Origin of the sequence: Acidaminococcus sp. (assembly GCA_022482815.1) — a bacterium.
Taxonomy (GTDB): Bacteria; Bacillota; Negativicutes; order Acidaminococcales; family Acidaminococcaceae; genus Acidaminococcus.
This window is the reverse complement of sequence record JAKVOM010000001.1, coordinates 2,217,900-2,237,468: the sequence shown is the minus strand read 5'-3', so window position 1 is coordinate 2,237,468 and position 19,569 is coordinate 2,217,900. Positions and strand designations below refer to the sequence as shown.

The 19,569-nt window shown below is 48.3% G+C and carries 15 protein-coding genes; 10 read left to right on the top strand and 5 right to left on the bottom strand.

All coding sequences use genetic code 11. From position 1 onward, the window contains the following. Positions 1-42: 42 nt before the first annotated feature. The 4 genes from LKE33_09645 to lnu(C) all read left to right on the top strand — a co-directional run bounded on the left by LKE33_09645 (position 43) and on the right by lnu(C) (position 4,083). Positions 43-393 (top strand): type II toxin-antitoxin system RelE/ParE family toxin, encoded by a 351-nt coding sequence (locus LKE33_09645; protein ID MCH3951179.1) that lies wholly within the window; start codon positions 43-45, stop codon positions 391-393. A gap of 1 nt (position 394) precedes the next feature. Beyond that, positions 395-670 (top strand): helix-turn-helix domain-containing protein, encoded by a 276-nt coding sequence (locus LKE33_09640; GenBank protein ID MCH3951178.1) that lies wholly within the window; start codon positions 395-397, stop codon positions 668-670. Between the two features lie 1,857 nt (positions 671-2,527). After that, a complete protein-coding gene (locus LKE33_09635; GenBank protein MCH3951177.1) occupies positions 2,528-3,565 on the top strand; it encodes an IS1595-like element ISSag10 family transposase in 1,038 nt (345 codons plus the stop codon). Positions 3,566-3,588: 23 nt separating this feature from the next. After that, positions 3,589-4,083: a lincosamide nucleotidyltransferase Lnu(C) gene (lnu(C), locus tag LKE33_09630; protein ID MCH3951176.1), complete on the top strand. Its 495-nt coding sequence runs from the start codon at positions 3,589-3,591 to the stop codon at positions 4,081-4,083. A gap of 413 nt (positions 4,084-4,496) precedes the next feature. Here the strand turns inward: lnu(C) and LKE33_09625 are convergent, their stop codons facing one another. Next, positions 4,497-5,108: an ECF transporter S component gene (locus LKE33_09625; GenBank protein ID MCH3951175.1), complete on the bottom strand. Its 612-nt coding sequence runs from the start codon at positions 5,106-5,108 to the stop codon at positions 4,497-4,499. Between the two features lie 320 nt (positions 5,109-5,428). Here LKE33_09625 and LKE33_09620 point away from each other — a divergent pair, with 320 nt between their 5' ends. The 3 genes from LKE33_09620 to LKE33_09610 are packed head-to-tail and all read left to right on the top strand — an operon-like array spanning position 5,429 to position 9,166. Continuing rightward, positions 5,429-6,295, top strand: coding sequence for a ChbG/HpnK family deacetylase (locus LKE33_09620; protein MCH3951174.1), 867 nt, complete (start codon positions 5,429-5,431; stop codon positions 6,293-6,295). 15 nt (positions 6,296-6,310) lie between these two features. After that, positions 6,311-7,216, top strand: coding sequence for a 1-phosphofructokinase (gene pfkB / locus LKE33_09615; GenBank protein ID MCH3951173.1), 906 nt, complete (start codon positions 6,311-6,313; stop codon positions 7,214-7,216). Positions 7,217-7,222: 6 nt separating this feature from the next. Next, the gene (locus LKE33_09610; protein MCH3951172.1) at positions 7,223-9,166 is read left to right on the top strand and encodes a fructose-specific PTS transporter subunit EIIC; all 1,944 of its coding nucleotides are present in this window, start codon (positions 7,223-7,225) and stop codon (positions 9,164-9,166) included. Between the two features lie 1,169 nt (positions 9,167-10,335). On the opposite strand, the gene LKE33_09605 is transcribed toward LKE33_09610, so the two are convergent. From LKE33_09605 to LKE33_09590, 4 genes are all read right to left on the bottom strand, one after another. After that, positions 10,336-11,757: an MFS transporter gene (locus LKE33_09605; GenBank protein MCH3951171.1), complete on the bottom strand. Its 1,422-nt coding sequence runs from the start codon at positions 11,755-11,757 to the stop codon at positions 10,336-10,338. Continuing rightward, a complete protein-coding gene (locus tag LKE33_09600; protein ID MCH3951170.1) occupies positions 11,744-12,220 on the bottom strand; it encodes a MarR family transcriptional regulator in 477 nt (158 codons plus the stop codon). The genes LKE33_09605 and LKE33_09600 overlap by 14 nt, the downstream gene beginning before the upstream one ends. Before the next feature lie 370 nt (positions 12,221-12,590). Next, complete coding sequence (locus LKE33_09595) at positions 12,591-13,835, bottom strand: IS110 family transposase (protein MCH3951169.1); 1,245 nt, start codon at positions 13,833-13,835, stop codon at positions 12,591-12,593. 609 nt (positions 13,836-14,444) lie between these two features. Further along, positions 14,445-15,164, bottom strand: coding sequence for a LytTR family transcriptional regulator DNA-binding domain-containing protein (locus tag LKE33_09590; GenBank protein ID MCH3951168.1), 720 nt, complete (start codon positions 15,162-15,164; stop codon positions 14,445-14,447). Between the two features lie 424 nt (positions 15,165-15,588). Here LKE33_09590 and LKE33_09585 point away from each other — a divergent pair, with 424 nt between their 5' ends. From LKE33_09585 to tpiA, 3 genes are read left to right on the top strand one after another with little or no spacing between them, the layout of a single operon-like run. Then, a complete protein-coding gene (locus LKE33_09585; GenBank protein ID MCH3951167.1) occupies positions 15,589-16,581 on the top strand; it encodes an HTH domain-containing protein in 993 nt (330 codons plus the stop codon). A gap of 28 nt (positions 16,582-16,609) precedes the next feature. Then, positions 16,610-17,614 carry a type I glyceraldehyde-3-phosphate dehydrogenase gene (gap, locus tag LKE33_09580; protein MCH3951166.1) on the top strand — a complete coding sequence of 335 codons (1,005 nt, stop codon included), beginning with the start codon at positions 16,610-16,612 and terminating at the stop codon, positions 17,612-17,614. Between the two features lie 25 nt (positions 17,615-17,639). Then, a complete protein-coding gene (gene tpiA / locus LKE33_09575; protein ID MCH3951165.1) occupies positions 17,640-19,562 on the top strand; it encodes a triose-phosphate isomerase in 1,923 nt (640 codons plus the stop codon). Positions 19,563-19,569 lie beyond the last annotated feature (7 nt).

Sequence of the window (19,569 nt, the reverse complement as noted above, 5' to 3'; positions counted from 1 at the left end):
GGATATATCCAATAAAATAAATTTAGCAAAGGATGCAGCACGATGAACTTTACTGTAGAATTTTACGAAACTTGTGATGGATTTTGTCCAGTTCTTGATTTTTTTCGTACTTTAGATGAAGATACGCGAGTTAAAATATCAAGTTTTATCACACTTTTGCAACATAATGGTAATTCTTTGCGGGAACCGTATTCCAAACCTCTTAAAAATGGAATTTTTGAGTTAAGAGTTAGAAAAGGCTCGAATTCATTTAGAGTTTTGTATTTTTTCTATGTTGAGCATCGGATTATTATGACAAATGGTTTTATAAAAAAGCAGAATAAGACACCAAAAAGTGAAATAGAAAAAGCGATTAAATATCGAAATGATTTCCTTTCAAGAGGAGGGAAATGAAATGACAGTTAAATTTAATGACTATCTCAATGAAGAAATGAAAAATAAAAGCTTCAAGAAGAAGTATGAAGCACTTGAACCTGAAAGAGCAATTATTCAAGCCATTATTGATGCCCGTAAAGGGTCTGGCCTGACTCAAAAAGAGTTGGCTGCTAAAAGTGGAATGACGCAAAGCGATATCAGTAAAATTGAGAACGGTAACGCTAATCCTTCCATAAAGACATTGCAGCGTCTCGCTGCAGGCATGGGAAAAGTACTGCAAATCAATTTTGTTTGAGAGAAATAAATGAAAAGCACTACAGATTGCAAAGAAAGATCTGTAGTGCTTTTTTGTATGCCATTTGGCAAAAATAAAAAAATAAAAGAATAAAAGAATAAAAGAATAAAAGAAGCTATCCCCTCCATTGCAATCGTCACCGCTTCCTTACGTCAGCGATAAATGATGCGGCCTTCGGCCGAATAGGAAGCTCACGCAGCTCCTTTTCGTCGCTGCTTCTGAGAAACTTCGCGTCGACAACTCCCGCGGCGCTGCGCTTGCGGATCGTTGGCGCTCAGTTCCGCTTCTCCTCCTTCCGAAGCCGCGGAGCGGCTTGGAAGAAGAAGGTTCTTCGAAGCCAAACCTCCTGACGTCGGTTTGCCTTAAAAATATAAAAAGAAAAAATAAAGGGACATCATCCACCGCTTATCGGAAGGCCTGATATCACCAGGCCTTCCTGCGGTTCCCCTTCTTCAATGTCGCTATGGCGACGTCGAAGAAGGTCTCTACTATGAACTGCAGGCCTGCTATATTTTGTAGCGGTGAAACACTACAAGCGCTTTGAAAGTCTTTACGTAGCCAGTGTTTCGCTTTGCCTAAAGAAAATGTAGAACACCTGCGGTATATTCTTTAGGGACCTTCCTCGACGTCGCGGAGCGACATTGAGGAAGGGGGCCCGCTTGCGGGGGATGATGTGCGCCAGTTCGGCGTGAATAGTATAGTTCGGTGAAAGTCCGAATCCAGTAAAGTCTAGCAAGCAGCTGGTACCGAGTCTTGCATGCAGAGCCGTGAGGTGAGCATGAAGCGTAGACAGGGAGTGTGAGAGCCGTAATGCCAAATGCGATGAGCAAGGCGTAAAGCAGAATCAGCCTCGTTAACCGTAATATGGAAGCCGATACCTTATCACCGGTCGCAGGCAGAAGCGTACAGTTCGTTAGCAGGAAACTGCGGCGAGAACTGCACAGAGTTCCATCGGGGTCCAAGTGCACGGCGAGTACACAAACACTATTCATGTACCTGGGAGAACTGACTCAGTCCAAGGGACAGTGGTATGCTGACTTAAATACTTAACTGTACGGAGGTTGGCAAAAGCTGAGTCAGTAGTCGGATTGCCTCATAGTAGTGATGAAACCTATGAAAGTAGGCGGAGCGAAGGGGGCAAAGAATAATCGATTTCTGTCTCAAAACAGAAGGTAACACAAAGAGGTTACCATAATGGAAATTGCGACACAGAAATTAAGGCACCGAGTGCAAGAGTGCAGATATGGTGCTGAAAGATTATTCTAAGAGCCGTATGCGGGAAAACCGCACGTACGGTTCTGTGAGGGGCGGGCGAGGCAACTCGACCCGTCTACTCGACGACCATCTTATTATTTTTCACTAAATTTTTATTCTTTCTCTGGTTATAAAAGTACCAATGGAAATTTCAGTAACTGCATTGCCCTCTTGGTCGCGTGGTTTTCGCGACTAAGAGGGAGGGACCACAGGAATGCGACGCAGTCGCTTTCCGTCCGTGGTGGGTATTCATTCAGAACGCAGGAATGGGTACGATCAGGGGTCGACCTAGTTTGATTGTGCCAAATCTTTGATTTGGCTTCCTCCAGGAGAGCTCCTGTTTTCCAGTCTCTCGTATTTACCCTTACTTGTTATCCAACTGAATATCCCCCGCGGTCGTGTGCGCGATTACCAAGTCAATCGACGCCCACTGCGGTTCCCCTTCTTCCTCGCTGACGCTCGAAGAAGGCACGGATGCAGTCGCTAAAGCTCCGCTTTAGCAAAATATAATAAATGGCTCTGTCACAACAAATGGTTGATTTTTGACGAGAAATAGCGTATAATAATAGTAAGAAACAGTACCACCGAAGGAGGTAATTGGATATGCCTACTATCAAAGACGCATTAGATATTATCGGTATGTTGACTGTCGCAGAGCAGGAAAGCCTTAAAACAATGCTTTTAAGTCCTGCCTTTGTAAAGTCTTTGAATATTGAAGATTTCGTAGCAAAGGAACGCTTTGCAAATGGTCGTGTATGCCCTCTTTGTGGCTGTATCCATGTGGTTCGCAATGGTCATCGTAAAGATGGCACACAGCGATATGTATGTAAGGATTGTGGCAAGTCCTTCGTGATTGCTACGAACTCCATTGTGTCTGGTACAAGAAAAGACTTGTCCGTGTGGGAGCAGTACATTGATTGTATGATGAATGGCTTATCCATTCGTAAGACTGCTGTTGCTTGTGGGATTCACAGAAACACCGCATTCCTTTGGAGACACAAGATTTTGGATGCACTTCAGAATATGGCAGACGATGTTACCCTTGACGGCATTATTGAGGCTGACGAAACTTTTTTCGCCATCTCGTACAAGGGCAATCATAGCAAGAGTAAGACATTTGCTATGCCACGCAAGGCTCATAAGCGTGGTCATTCTACACATATCAGAGGCTTGTCCCAAGAAAAGGTATGTGTTCCTTGTGCGGTTAATAGGAATGGCTTGTCTATCTCCAAGATTACGAATACTGGTAGAGTTTCTACAAGAGATTTACATCATATTTATGATGGTAGGATTAAGACCAATTCCACTCTTGTTACGGACAAGATGAACTCCTATGTGAGATTTACAAATGCCAATGGCATTGACCTTGTGCAGTTAAAGACTGGCAAAGCCAAGAAAGGCATTTATAATATCCAACATATCAATAGCTACCATAGCCAGCTAAAGAGGTTTATGCGTGGCTTTAACGGTGTTTCTACCAAGTATCTGAACAACTATCTTGTGTGGAATAACCTTGTAAATTACGCCAAAGAAAGCGACATGGAGAAAAGGAACATCTTCTTAACTTTTGTTTTGGCAACATTGAAAACTGCTAAATGCAGAGATTTATCAAACAGACCAGCAGTTCCTCTGGTCGCCTAATTAGAATTTGTGGAGATGATAAGATGGTCAATATAACAGATGTAAAACAGATTCTTCAATTTGCAATAGATGCGGAGATTAAAGTCTTTCTTGATGGTGGCTGGGGTGTAGATGCTCTTCTTGGATATCAGTCAAGAGCCCATAATGATATTGACATTTTTGTAGAAAAGAACGATTATCAGAACTTTATAGAAATAATGAAAGCTAATGGCTTTTATGAGATTAAGATGGAATATACAACATTGAACCATACTGTATGGGAAGATTTGAAAAACAGAATTATTGATTTGCATTGTTTTGAATATACGGACGAAGGTGAAATTCTTTATGATGGGGATTGTTTTCCGGTAGAAACTTTTTCGGGTAAAGGAAGAATTGAGGAAATAGAGGTTTCCTGTATTGAACCATATAGTCAAGTAATGTTCCATCTGGGATACGAGTTTGATGAAAATGATGCACATGATGTGAAGTTATTGTGTGAGACACTTCATATCGAAATTCCAAATGAGTATAGATAACTGCAAATAACAGTTTGTAGGGGAGTTCTGATACTCCCCTATAAAAATGGCTATTTATCAACTGTTTGTTGTGACATAGCCTAATAAATATAATAAAAACTGTGCAAAAACGAATTTTCACTCTTGCACAGTCTTTTATTAAAATCATTTATACTTCATCACACAGCCAGCCGCCAAAGGCGGCTTTATTTGTTTCTGGTGGACTCTGATGCAAGACAGGCGCAGATGCGAGAAAGACCGGGATGGGGCCACGAAGTCGTACAAAAAACGTACGTCGAGTGGTCACACCCCGGTCTGACAAAGCAGATGCGGCTGGATTCTTCAGAGGACAACTGAAACCTCTTTATAAAAAGCTCTGTCTCAAGATGCGTGCGAGACATGTCGAGCACCAGCGTGAGACAGGTGCCTTTACATTACTTCCCTCTATCAATCAACGCCTGCAGCGAATTACTGATCCTCTTATACACCATATACGTCACGCCCGACACAGCCGCATACTTGATCAAATTAAACGGCAGCACGGTAAAAAGTAAAAATCCAAACATGGAATGCACGAAGGGATTGGCGGCCGAAGCCATCTTTAAGATGGTATCCAGGGGAATGCCGTAGAGCCGGACGTACATGGGAATGGCAAAGTAATAGTTGGTCACGACGGCAAAGACACTGGCAAAAATAGACGAAATAATGAGGGCACCTAAAGCACCGTGCTTCGTGCGATGAAAATGATAATACCACGTAGCCGTTACGACAAAGGCCATACTGCAGAACAGGTTCATCATTTCCCCGACGAGGGCCGAATGGGTTCCGATAATAATGAGCTTCAGCAGAATCTTGATAAGACAAGCCATCGTACCTGCAAGGGGCCCCAGGAAAAAACCTCCGAAGAGCGCCGGTAAATCGGAAATCTCAAACTTCATATACGCCGGTGCAAAAGGCAGCGGGAATTCAAAGGACATTAAAAGGAAAGAGAGCGCTCCCATCAGTGAAATAAACACCATCGCTCTCGGTGTTAACGTACGATTCACAAGAACAACCTCCTTGGAAATTGCTACGCCCCTTATTATAGCATAAAAGCAGCTACCCGCCATCTGCAGCTATCTGCAATCTGCATCTTGCTTTACCCAACAATCTGCCCGCACTAGCGCACTAACCACTGTTCCCACTAACCACTTCATTCCGCAGACCGGTCAAATGCTAAAAGCCAAATGCCAAAAGCGCCTTTTTATAAAAGCGCGAAGCGCCACAGCTCCTCTTTTCCCCCTAGCAACAATCCTTCCCTTATACTATAATTATATATATTGAAAAGTATGCTTTATCGTAACGGAAAGTGAGGCATTTCCATTCTGTGAATAATAAAAAGATTTTGATCGTGAATGCCGATGATTTTGGCCGTCATGAGCTGATTAACAAGGCTGTGGAGGAGGGCATGCTCCACGGTCTCATTCGTTCGGCTACGGTCATGGTAACGGGTAAGGCATTCGATGGTGCCGTGGCACTTGCGAAAAAATATCCGCAGCTCGGTATGGGTATCCATTTTACCCTCGTAGATGGTCTGCCGGTACTGCCGCCGGAACAGATTCCTTCGCTTGTAGATCCTGCTACAGGGCGATTTTATCCGGACCACGGCGCGTTTGTGAAGCATTTTTTGAAGGGGCGCGTCAAGCTTTCGGAAGTGCGGGCAGAGTGTCAGGCACAGCTCGATAAGTTCCTTGCCACGGGGCTGGTTCCGACCCATGCAGACAGTCATCAGCATATGCATGTGCTGCCGGGCATTATTGATGTCATTGTGGATTTATGCGTCAAGGCTGGCATTCCGGCGATGCGGATTCCTGCCATTCCGGTCAGTCTTACGGATACGCGGCTGAGCAATCTGGGCGAACAGATTGGGCGGACGGGGCTTCATGTCCTCTCCGAACAGGCACGGCGCAAGGCCAGAAGGCATGGCCTTTTGACGCCGGATTATTTTGGGGGAATTGTAGCGGGTAATGCCGTGGATACGGCCTGCATCCGCACGATTCTGCTTCAGATGCGCCCCGGTGCAACAGAAATCATGGTTCATCCCGGAACGGACGACGCCATTCTGCAGGCCGATTCCCACTGGGATCACAGCTATACGACGGAACTTCGTGCTGTGACCGATCCGGGCAATGTGAAACTTACGAAACAACTAGGCATTACGGCGGAAAATTTCCGCGGTCTCCATCAACTATAAAAAGGGGTTGCTGTCATGATTTATACGGTCACTTTCAATCCTTCCCTGGATTACGTCGTTACGGCGAGTCATTTTACTATTGGGAATATTAACCGCAGTGTGAAAGAAGAAATTTTTCCCGGCGGCAAGGGCATCAACGTTTCCATTATGCTCCAGAATCTGGACATCAAGTCCCGTGTCCTGGGCTTTAAGGCGGGCTTTACGGGCGATGAAATCGAGCGCCTTTTGAAAAAGCGCAATCTTGACGTCAAGCTGCTGCCGGTCAAAAAGGGCTTTTCCCGCATCAATGTGAAGATTCGCGGCGACGTGGAAACGGCACTGAACGGTAAAGGTCCGGAAGTCGGTATGGACGATATTGCCGCGCTCGTAAAGGAAATTGCCACGCTGGATGACGGTGATATTCTCGTGCTTTCCGGCAGCCGTCCGGCTAATGGAACGGACGCACTGTATGCCGACATTGTGAAGATGATGAACTCTCGTGGTGTGCGCTGCGTTGTCGACGCAACGGGAGATTTGCTCAAATGCGCATTGCCGTGTCATCCTTTCCTTGTGAAACCTAACCGGGAAGAGATGGAAGAAATTTTGGGCGAGAAGCTGCCGACAAAGGAAGATATCGCCGATGGTGCCCGGGAAATGCAGAAAATGGGTGCCAGGAACATCCTCGTTTCCCTGGGTGGTGAAGGGGCGCTGCTCCTTGATGAAAATAACGAGGTTCATTTCCGGGAAGCCCCGCATGGGACACCGGTCAATACGGTCGGAGCGGGCGACAGTATGGTCGCCGGGTTCCTGGCCGGCTATCTGAAATATAATGATTACGAAAAGGCTCTGCTTTGGGGCATCAGTGCCGGCAGTGCCACGGCCTTTACGATGCATCTTGCCGATAAAGAAGCCATTGAAGCCATTATCCAAAAAGGAGAGTAGTCAGCTATGCGTATCACAGATTTGTTGAAAAAAGAGAGTGTCAACCTGGAAGGCCATGCCGTCACGAAGAAAGAAGCACTGGATAAACTCATCGACTTGATGAGCAAACAGGGGAATATCAACGATGTGGAAACGTACCGTCAGTGCGTCTACCATCGTGAAGAAGAAGGCAGTACGGGCGTCGGTGAAGGCGTTGCCATTCCGCATGCCAAGACGCCGGCTGTATCCGCACCGGGCCTTGCTTTTATGCGGGTCAAAGAAGGCGTCGAATTTGATTCTCTCGATGGCCAGCCTGCCAAGCTTTTTTTCCTGATTGCAGCTCCGAACACGGAAGACAACGTGCATCTGGACGTATTGGCCCGCCTCTCCACGCTGCTGATGGATCCGGAATTCATTGATGGCCTCATGGGCGTAAGTACAGTAGATGAGCTCTTTGCCCTCATTGAAAAAGCAGAGACTGATGAAGTGCAGGAAAAGGCTCCTGAAGCGGCTGCAGAAGCAGCACCGGAAGCAGCGGCTGCTGCCGAACCGACCGAGGAAAGCTATCAGGTACTGGCTGTGACGGCCTGCCCGACGGGCATTGCCCACACGTATATGGCGGCAGAAAGCCTGGAACAGCATGCAGCAAAGCGGAATATCCGCATTAAAGTCGAAACGAACGGCCAGAGCGGCGTGAAGAACGCCCTGACACCGGAAGATATCGAAAAAGCGACGGGCATTATCGTAGCAGCTGATAAATACGTACCTATGAACCGCTTCAAGGGCAAACGCGTCGTTATCGTCAAGGTTGCTGACGGCATCAATAAAGCGGATCAGCTTCTTGATGAGGCGCTGAGCGGCAATGCTCCGATTTTCGAAGGCGAAAAAGGCGGTGCCGGCGCGGCGGCTGCCGGTGCAGAAGAGGAAGCGGAAGAAAGCGGTGCCCGCAAGATTTATAAGCACCTGATGAACGGTGTTTCCCATATGCTGCCGTTTGTCATCGGCGGCGGTATCCTGATTGCTCTGGCATTCCTCTTTGATATGGATGCAGCCGGTACGGCTAAATTCGGTACGAGTACGCCGCTTGCAGCCTTCCTGAAGAATACGGGCGGTGTGGCTTTCGGTTTCATGATGCCGATGCTCGCAGGTTATATCGCGGCCAGTATCGCGGATCGTCCGGGCCTCCTCGTTGGTTTCATTGCCGGTGCGATGGCAAATGCCGGCGGCAGCGGATTCTTCGGTGCCCTGATCGGCGGTTTTGCCGCAGGCTATATTATCCTGGGCCTCAAGAAGCTCTTCAGCTCCCTGCCTGCATCTCTGGAAAGCCTGAAACCGATTCTGATATATCCGGTACTGGGACTTCTCATTACCGGTGCCATGATGCAGTTTGCCGTGAACCCAGTGATGGCTTCCTTTAACCAGGGCGTGACAAACGGACTTGCCAGCATGGGCAGCAGCAGTAAGCTCCTTATGGGCTTTGTCCTGGGAGGCATGATGAGTATCGACTTTGGCGGTCCGCTCAATAAGGCAGCTTACGTATTCGGCACGGCTTCTCTTGCCGGCGCAGATGGTTCTGCCGTATCGTCTCCGTTCATGGCTTCTGTCATGATTGGCGGCATGGTACCTCCGATTGCCATTGCAGTCGCTTCCCAGTTCTTCCGCAGCAAATTTACCGATAAGGACCGTCATAATTCGCTGACGACCTTTGTCATGGGACTCGCTTTTATCACCGAAGGCGCTATCCCGTATGCCGCAGAAGACCCGGTGAGAGTCATTCCGTCCTGCGCTATCGGCGCGGCTGTAGCCGGTGCCATCAGCATGTACTTTGGCTGCACCATCCCGGCACCGCACGGCGGCATCTTCGTGTTTGGGGTTGTACATAACTGGCCGATGTATTTTGTGGCGCTGGTTGTGGGATCTCTTGTGGGGGCTGTGCTGCTTGGGATTCTTAAGAGACCGGTAGAGAAATAATTTAATTAATGCACCTGGCCAAATAGAGTCCTCGACTTGTCTCGGGCGTCTATTTGGCCAGAGTTTTTTCTAAGGAATTTCACAGAGCGATTTGCAGAATCCAGCCGCATGGACTTTGTCGGGCCGGGCTGCGACCATTCGACGTACCTCTTTTGTACGACTTCATGGCCTCAGCCCGGCCCTTCGCGTCCCTGCAGCCGTCTTGCAGCAAATCTTCTGTGAAAATTGAAATAAAAGAAGCTATCCCTCCATCGCAATCGTCAGCCCTGGCTAGCGCCAGTGCTAAAAACCGCGGCCTTCGGCCGAATAGGAAGCTCACGCAGCTCCTCCTCGTCGCTGCTTCTGAGACACTTCGCGGCGTGGGGAGCCGCTGACTCAATGAAATATCTCCAGATTTACGCAGATATACCGGTTCTCTCTAGGAGACAAGGCGCCGTTTACCGGGCGTAAGCCCAGTCCTTGTCGACAAAGAGAGAACGGCATAGATGTGCGAAGATGGGATGTTGAATGGGTCAGTGGCTCCCCTCACTCCCACGGCGCTGCGCTTGTGGATCGTTGGCGCTCAGTTCCGTCTTCGTGGCCCCAATCCGGTCTTCCTCGTATCTGCGACTGTCTTGCAGCAAAGTCCATCAGAAACAAAATAAAAAAGCATGTGTGATAATGGGGCGTACGTTTCTAGATGAATGAAACGTATGCCTTATTTTGTAGCTAAAAGAAGCTATCATCCACCGCACTCGTCAGCGCTTCCTCACGTCAGCGTTGACTGCGGTTCCCCTTCTTTCGAAGCCGCGGAGCGGCTTGAAAGAAGGTCTTTTAGAAGCAAATCTCCTGTCGTCGGTTTGCCTTAAAAAATATAAAAAGATTGCGGCGGTCTATTCTTTAGGGACCTTCCTCGACGTCGCTGCGCGACATTGAGGAAGGGGGACCGCTTGCGGTGGATGATGACCATCTCTGCCGAAGGCTTATTACTTACTGCCCGCATCTTTCTTCATCGTGAATCCGCCAAGAAAAATACTCGCACGGGTGTGCTATCCACTTGCCACTAGCCACTAACCACTTCTAATCGGCCGAAGGCTGGTGGATGGATAGAATGTTTTCTTCCACACCAAAAGGAGCTGTAAAGATTCAATCGTCTTTACAGCTCCTAACTTAATTATATTTACCTTTTATTATTTCTGCGCCGCAGGCGCAGCTCCCGCCTTCTTCAGTGCCATTCTAATCGTCACATTATGCACAACCGCCAGCACCAGGAAGATAATAAAATCTGCTTCCGTACCGTCAAAGGTCGCTTGTGCAAAATCAGTGGCACCATGCTGGAAGATAGCAACGACAGCGGCACTGATGGCCGTTCCTACTGCTCCGGAGAGCTGCTGAGTTGTCGTGGCAATGGCGTTGCCGTCTGCCTGGAGTTCCGGGCTCAGATGGCTGATGCCAAAGGTCAGGGTATTGCCGACAGACAGGGACTGCCCGGTCGTAAAGAAAATATACGTGAGGGCAAGGGGCCATACGGCAGGTGCGCGGAAGACAATTTGATAAATTACGCAGGCAAGTAAGATACAGAAGCTGCCGGCGAGCAGCGGCTTTTTCGGGCCCATGGAATCATACAGGCGTCCGCAGACCGGCGTAATGACAGCGCCGATAAAGCAGCCGGGAAGAAGGATGCAGCCAGAAACAAAAGCGGATTCTTTTAAATAGATCTGTCCAAAGTTCGGCAGCGCAAAGCCGGTGCCGAGACAGATAATCATGACGATGGCAAGGGATGCCATGCTCAGCACGAAGGAAGGAGAATGGAGAGGACGCAGGTTAATCAGCGGTTCTTTACCGTTCTTCAAATAAGACTCCACGTGACGGTTGAAGAGTCCCAGAAAGATAATGGCAGCGATAAAGAGTACGATGCAGGGCAGTGGGTTATCGACGATGGACGCTGTTTCACTGCAGCCGAGAATGAACGTCGTAAAGCCGATGGCCAGAAGCACAAGGCCTTTGAAATCAAAGGGACGAGGCCCGTATTCGCAGGATTGACGAATGGCATACGTGCCTGCCAGAAAAGATAATACAATAAAGGGAAGCAGAATGAAGAAAATCATATGCCAGCCCCAGTGCATGACGACGAATCCGCCAAAGGAAGGCCCGATGGCAGGAGCCAGGGCACAAACCAGCATAGCGGCACCCATGATGAAACCGATGTGTTCAAGCGGAGCCTGTTCCAGTACGATGTTGAACATCAGCGGCAGGGATACACCGGTACCCGCTCCCTGCAGCAAACGGCCCAGAAGCAGAATCGGAAAGTTCGGAGCAAAGGCACCGAGCAGCGTGCCGGTCAGGAAAATGAGGTTGCCGCAGACGAAAAGACGTTTCAGCGGGAAGCGGCGTTTGAGATAGCTGGACGTCGGAATGATAACAGAAAGCACCAGCAGATACCCTGTGGTAATCCACTGTACGAGGGACGTACTGATGGAGAACTGCTTCATCAGGGTAGGGAAGATTACGTTCATAGACGTTTCAATGACAATGCCGATAAAGGCAAGAATACCGGTTGCCAGAATGGAAAGATAAAGTTTCGCATCGGCCCGGCGCTCAAATGGTTCCATTTTGAGAAGCCTCCTTTGGAAATTCTTTAGCGGTAGCTCCGATTTCACGGGCAAAACGACGAATCACATCGATAGCGATTTCAACTTTGGCGCTGTCGAGATCCTGCATGCGGTCGGCCAGCCAGTGATACATCTGGTGGCAGTAGAAGTCATAGAACTTCTCTCCTGACTCCGTGAGCCGTACCGTAAAAATCCGGTGATCGTCGGGCTGCTGCTGCTTTTCAACATAGCCTCTGGCACAAAGATCAGCCAGTAATTTGGTAATGCTCGGGGCGGTGCCGTGCATAAAGTGAGCTACGTCGCCGACTCGGACAGTGTCCTGATGTTCCTTCAGAACATGGATGGCTTCAATAATATGAACCTGTCTCGGAAGAATTCCCTTCGGCAGTTTGGGCATGCGCGAACGCATATGCCGCGCCGTATCGCAGGCCAGCAGAAATTGCCCGACAAGAACTGCATCCATAGTTTAACTCCCTTTCTAAATTAGTATGTAAGATAATTACTTTAAGTAACTATTGTATAATAATACCATTATAGGTGAGAGTCAAGAGGAAATTAGAAGCTGTGGCGCTTCGCGCAAAAAGAAAGCTGTGACGCTGTGGCCGCCTTCGGCGGCGAGGGAGAATAAAAGTGGCTAGAGGATAGTGCATAGTGGTTAGCGCGCTAGTGCGGGCATCTACCGTGGCGGATTCTTGAGAAGGATGGCCAAGAGCATTAAGAAAAAGATAAAAGAAGCTATCATCCACCGCACTCGTCACCGCTTCCTTACGTCAGCGCTGACTGCGGTTCCCCTTCTTTCGAAGCCGCGGAGCGGCTTGAAAGAAGACTAACTATCATATGTCAAGTGCAAATTTCTGTGAATCGGAGCTAGTGTTTATCTGCTTTTGAAGCATTAATTGAGCAGATGTTTTGTATGTATTTCCTGTTGTCTGAAGTGCATAAATTAACCGTACCAATTTTTTAACTGCATGAGAGATTGCTATGTAGTAATGCTTGCCTTCGTTTAGTTTCTTAGCTAAATATTCCTTGTAGGCTGGTTCGTACCGGCAGACGAATATCGCTGCGTTAAAGAGCGCAAATCGTAGATAACGTGACCCTCTTTTCTCCATGTGGGCGCTTCGACCTATCCCACTTCGACGTCCTGACTGGTTCCTGGACGGTGCAAGCCCGGCATAGGCTAGAACTTTGTCGGGAGAAGAGAACCTGGAAAAATCCCCGACTTCCGCTAAAATTGCAGCTCCTGTGACGGCACCAATCCCAGGAATTGTAAGCAAAGGTTCCGGATGCTCGCTCAGCAGCTCCTTTTCCTCAGCCTCGATTTTGCGAATTTCTTCATCATAGTCCTCAAGAATCCGGATGTTCGCCCGCAATTCATGTTCATTGCCCAGATTGTTGTGTTTACCGATAGATTTTTTTGCTTCGTCACGAATTTGTTCAGCCAAATCCTCATTTAAGCTGCCTCTGGATGCCTTGTGAATAATGTTTTTCAAGTGTTTCAAGTTGGCGTTTGCCAGCTCCTCGGGAGTAGGATATTCCATGAATATAGCGTGAGCAGTAGCAGAATTCAGGTTCATATATTTTCCTAGTTCAGGGAAGTTGAGAACCACAAGCCGATCCACGTCTTGTTTAATCTTTGTTCTTGCCTGAACCATTCTGAACCGAGATCTGGTAAGTGACATGAGACGTTCATTGTGGTATTCTTTAGGAACGTAGGGTTTGAGATCCAAATCGGACATGAACATACAGGCTATGAAATGAGCATCAATGCGATCGGTTTTAGTTTTGCGAAGGCTATGACTCTTTTTGTATTGATCTGTCAACATGGGATTGAAGACATAAGTTGGTAGCCCGTTATTCAGCAGGAATCTGGTGATATTCTCGCTGTAAGGTCCGGTGGCTTCAAGCCCTACTTTTATGTTTTCTGCCGGTTGTTTGTAAGAGCATATCTGCTTCAGCAGAAAGTCAAAGCCCTCCCAATCATTGGTAATAGTAAATTGCTTGTACCTGGACTTATGCTCTGGGTCAAGGATGCAGCAGTCATGTTTGTCTTTGGACACATCAATTCCAACGTAGATCATAATATAAAACCTCCTAAAAAATATGATGCTGAAACCACAGACTCTCTGCCATGTATCCTTGTTCTATATAAACCGTCTGGCGGTATCTAACTTATTAACATCGCTGCAAAGAGCTGTGGTTGGAGTCTTCTTCAAACCGTTAATCGGTAGGTCCCAAAACCAATCCACAGCATCTTTTACAGTGTAGCACTTTCCCCCAGAAGAGGGGTAAAGTCCCAATACATATGATACAAGGTCTTTTAGAAGTAAACCTCCTCCGTCGGTTTGCCAAAAATAAAAATTAAAAACCGCTGCGGTATATTCTTTAGGGACCTTCCTCGACGTCGCTGCGCGACATTGAGGAAGGGGGACCGCTTGCGGTGGATGATGCTCCTTTCTGCCGAAGGCTTATTCTTATTACTTACTGTCCGCATCTTTCTTCATCGTGAATCCGCCAAGAAAAATACTCGCACGGGTGTACTAACCACTTGCCACTAGCCACTAACCACTCCGATTCGGCCGAAGGCTGGTGGATGGATAGAATGTTTTCCACACACCAAAAGGAGCTGTAAAGAAACAATCCTCTTTACAGCTCCATACAAAATTATATCTGCCTGTTTTACTTCCGCCTCAGCGGCCCCTCTGCAGTCCCATCATACTTTTCAGTTTCTCCCTGATCTGCGTGCCATGCTTCTTGCTCAGCGGCAGTTCATCGCCATCTTTCAGGATGACGGTAGATCCCGTAATCGTCCGTATGTAATCAACATTTACCAGATATCCTCGATGTATCCTGCAGAAATCACATCTCTCCAGTGCTTCTTCCAGGCGCCGGATGGACTCGCGGAATTTATAGACTGTTTTGCTCGTATAGATGAGGACGCGGTTTTCCTCCGCATGGAAATAACGAATCTCACAGATATCCAGGCGGTGATAGCCCTGTCCATTATTGAAGATAAACGTATTGGGAACATGATTTTCTTCTTCATTAATCAAGTCGACGAGTAAGTCATAGAGTTCCTGACTGTCCGGCGTTTCCCGATAATACCGGAAAAGCGGGATGCGGTACCCTTCCACGGATAATTCTTCGAAAGGGTTGATCAGGACGATGGGGACATCCTGGTCATAGCGGCGGATACTCTCTTCTAACCTCAGGTCTTCCAATACAGTCTGAGTTTCCTGTACGATTAAAGCATGATATCGGTTCCCGTAATAGTAGCTGTCTAGTAAGTCTTCCTCGTGGCAAAAGGAGTGGGGGATGACTCGCTGTGGTAGATGATGCAGAGAATGAAGTTGATCGATAAGGGCGGTATTTGTGGTCCGTTTCTTGTCTAAGACGGCTACATGGAACATGAAAAGACCTCACTTTCATATTTTGTTTTTTGTATACAAGAAAAAAGTATAGCATAAAATGCTGTTTTACGAAAATAGTGTACTTTAATAGAAAATGTATAAAAATTTCTTTGGATTCGAAATTTGACAATTTTTCGATAATATTGTGAAAAAATTGGCATATGCTATTTCAAAATATGTAACGATAATGACAAAAATCTGAGACATACGGCATTTTTTAAGGGTACAGAATTTTTTCCTAAAAAAATTATTTCCGTATAAAAAGATAAATAGCCCTTTTCTAAATAGTTCATTGTGCTATAATGAGTTTGGAAATACATATTTTTTTTGGAGATGGTGGGACATAAAAAGTAACACGCGGGACAAAATTGAACACGTCAGCATCGATGAAGTCATTAATCTGCAGAATAAACTGGTTCCAGAAATGGTTCAGCTGCTGATTGAGCGGTACAGCGTCTTGCTGCAGATCCGCAACGACCAGCCTATTGGCCGCCGGACCCTGGCAAAGAAGCTGGGACTTTCCGAGCGCGTCGTCCGTTCCCATGTGGATTTCCTCAAAGAGGCGGGACTTCTTAGTTTTGGCCTCACGGGCATGACCCTTACGGACGAAGGCGACAGCCTGCTCCAGGAGCTGCGTGCCTATGTGAACCGTCTGCAAAAATTGTCTTCCCTCGAAAGTATCCTGAAGGATCAACTCAAACTGAAGAAGGTGGTAGTCATTCCCGGCGACGCGGATGAAAACAAGGTTGTACGGCAGGAAATCGGCCGTACGGCCGCGCGGATTCTGCTGGGACTCATCAGCAACAAGGAAAAGCACATTGTCGCCGTAACCGGCGGCTCCACAGTGGCAGCGATGGCTGAAACGATTTATGGAAGCCAGCCCAACTGCGTGATTGTTCCCGCACGGGGTGGTCTGGGTGACAAAATCGAACTGCAGGCCAACACGATTGCCACCGTATTGGCAAGGCGGCTCAAGGCCAAGTATTTACAGCTTTATGTGCCGGACAGTGTGAGTGAAGATGTTCTTTCCCAGATCCTCGATGAGGATCCGACGGTAAGTGATGTCATTGACACCATCAAAGGGGCCGACATCCTGGTCCATGGGATGGGACAAGCGCTCGTCATGGCGCGTAAACGCGGTGTTCCCGAAGCCGTCAGCAAGAAGCTGGAAACGGAAGGTGCCGTAGGGGAAGCCCTGGGACAGTACTTCCGGCTGGACGGCAAAGTCGTCTACAGCACAGATTCCCTGGGTCTTATGATTACAGACCTGGAGAGGATTCAAACGGTCATCGGCATTGCCGGTGGTCATTCGAAGGGCAAAGCTATGCTGTCCGTCCTGAGAAGCGGTCAGGATGATATCCTGGTCACGGATGAGGCGGCTGCCCGTGAAATTATTTATTGGCTGAACAGCAAATAATAAATATTTTATTAGGAGGTTTTTACAAATGGTAAAGATTGGTATTAACGGTTTTGGTCGGATTGGTCGCTGCGCTCTGCGTATCGCTGTCAAGAATCCGGAAGTCGAAGTCGTCGCTGTCAACGCTCGTTCCGGAATTGACACTTATGCTCATCTGCTGAAATACGACTCCATCCATGGTACTTTTGATGAAGATATTTCCGTAGACGGCGATATCATGAAGATTGGCAACCGTTCCGTCAAATTTACCCGTTTCAACGAACCGAAAGATATTCCCTGGGGCGAACTGGGTGTTGACGTTGTTCTGGAAACGACTGGTAAGTTCAAGAATCGTGAACAAGTTCAGCCGCATCTGGATAACGGTGCCAAGAAAGTCCTGATTGCTGCTCCTGCTAAGGGTGAAGATATCACCATCGTTCTGGGCGTTAACCAGGATAAATATGATCCGAAGAAACACAACATTATTTCCAACGCTTCCTGCACGACCAACTGCCTGGCTCCGTTCACGAAGGTCCTGATGGACAACTTCGGTATTGAAAGCGGCCTGATGACCACGGTTCACTCCTATACCAACGACCAGAAGATTCTGGATGCTTCTCACAAGGATCTGAGGCGTGCTCGTGCCGGCGCTTGCTCCATCATTCCGACCACGACCGGTGCTGCTAAGGCTACCGCTCTGGTACTGCCGGAACTGAAGGGCAAACTGAATGGTATCTCCATCCGTGTCCCGACCCCTGATGTTTCCCTGACCGACCTCGTTGTCAACCTGAAGAAAGACACCACGAAGGAAGAAATCAACGAAGCCATGAAGGTTGCTTCCGAAACCACCATGAAGGGTATCCTGGGCTACAATGAACTGCCGCTGGTTTCCATTGACTACAAGGGCTGCCCGCTGAGCTCCATTGTTGATGGTCTGTCCACCATGATGATTGGTCCTCGTACTGCTAAGGTTATTTCCTGGTATGATAACGAATGGGGCTATTCCAACCGCCTCGTTGAACTGGCTGTTTATGTAGCCAGCAAAGGCTTATAATTCTGGCCTGTAAGGAGCGTTATTCATGGAGAAGAAAACGTTAAAGGATATTGACGTATCCGGTAAAAAAGTATTGGTTCGCGTTGACTATAACGTCCCCATGAACGAAGCGGGAGAGATTACTGACACGACTCGTGTCGAGGCGTCTCTCCCGACGCTTCGTTATCTGCTTGATCACGGCGCTGCCCTGATTCTGATGGCTCATCTGGGCCGTCCGAAAGGGAAGGTTGTGGCTAAGTACTCCCTGAAGCCGGTGGCTAAATGCCTGTCCGGTTTCCTGGGTAAGGACGTTAAATTTGCTAATGACTGCATCGGTGAAGAAGCCAAGAAGGCTGCTGCCGACCTGAAGCCGGGCGAAGTACTGATGCTCGAAAACCTTCGCTTCCATCCGGAAGAAGAAAAGAACGACCCGAAGTTCGCACAGGAACTGGCTGAACTCGCTGAAGTCTACGTCAACGACGGTTTCGGTGTATCCCACCGCGCCCACGCTTCCGTAGAAGGCGTAACCCATTTCCTGCCGGCTGTGGCTGGTTTCCTGCTGGAAAAGGAAATTGCTTACCTGGGCAATGCCGTAGATAATCCGGCTCGTCCGTTTGCTGCCATTGTCGGCGGTGCCAAGGTAGCTGATAAGATTGCTGTTATCAAGAGCCTTATCGAAAAGGCTGACGTCATTCTGATCGGCGGCGGTATGGCTAACACGTTCCTCGCTGCTCAGGGCTACGACATGGGTAAGTCCCTGGTAGAAAAGGAAAGCATTGAAGTCGCTAAGGATCTCATTGACATGGCGAAGAACCATGGCACGAAGATGCTCCTGCCGGTTGACCTGGAAATGGCTTCCGCTTTTGCTGCAGATGCCAAGCATGAACCGGAAGACCTGGATCATCTGAATCCTGAATACATGGCCCTCGATATCGGCCCGAAGACGACGAAACTGTATGCTGACACGCTTGCCGGCATGAAGACTGTAGTCTGGAACGGCCCGATGGGCGTATTTGAAATGGCTCCGTTTGCTGCCGGTACGCGCGGCGTAGCTGAAGCTATGGCGAACTGCGGCGGTGTGACTATCGTCGGCGGCGGCGACAGCGCGGCTGCTGTTAAGCAAATGGGTCTTGGCGACAAGATGAGTCATGTTTCCACGGGCGGCGGTGCCTCCCTGGAATATCTGGAAGGGAAAGTCCTGCCCGGCGTGGCCGCATTGGACGACCTTCGGGACCCTATGGTGGCCGGCAACTGGAAATGCAACAAGACCGTTGACGAGGCGATGGAACTGGCGCATGAATTAATGCACAGAACCGAAACGGCTCGTTGTGAAGTGGTCCTTTTCCCGCCTTTCACGGCGCTGGAATCGGTTGCTGCTCTGGTTGACGGCGTTCTCGAATATGGTGCCCAGGATTTGTTCTACGAAGATAAAGGTGCGTACACGGGTGCTGTTTCCGGCCCGATGATTGCCGAAATCGGCTCTCAGTACGTCATTGTTGGTCATTCCGAAAGACGGCAGTACTTCGGCGACACGAATGAAATCGTTGTCAAGAAGATTGCTGCGGCATATCGGAACAATCTTGATCCGGTACTGTGCGTTGGTGAAAATGCCGATGAACATGATGCCGGTAAGCAGGAAGACGTGATTCTTTCCGAACTGAACCCTGTACTGGATTCTATTACGAAAGAACAGGCTTGCCATCTCGTAGTTGCCTATGAACCGATCTGGGCTATCGGCTCCGGTCATACGGCTTCTGTCGAAGATGCCGTGAAGGCAGCTGACGTCATTCGTAAAGCAGTGGAAGACCATTTTGATCATGATACTTCCCGCAGAGTCCGTGTACTCTACGGCGGCAGCGTCAAGCCGGAAAATGCTCATTCCTTCCACGTAGAAGGAGTAGACGGCGTGCTCGTCGGCGGTGCCAGCCTGAATGCGGAAAGCTTCGCTGAAATTGCCAATACGTTTTGAGGCGCAA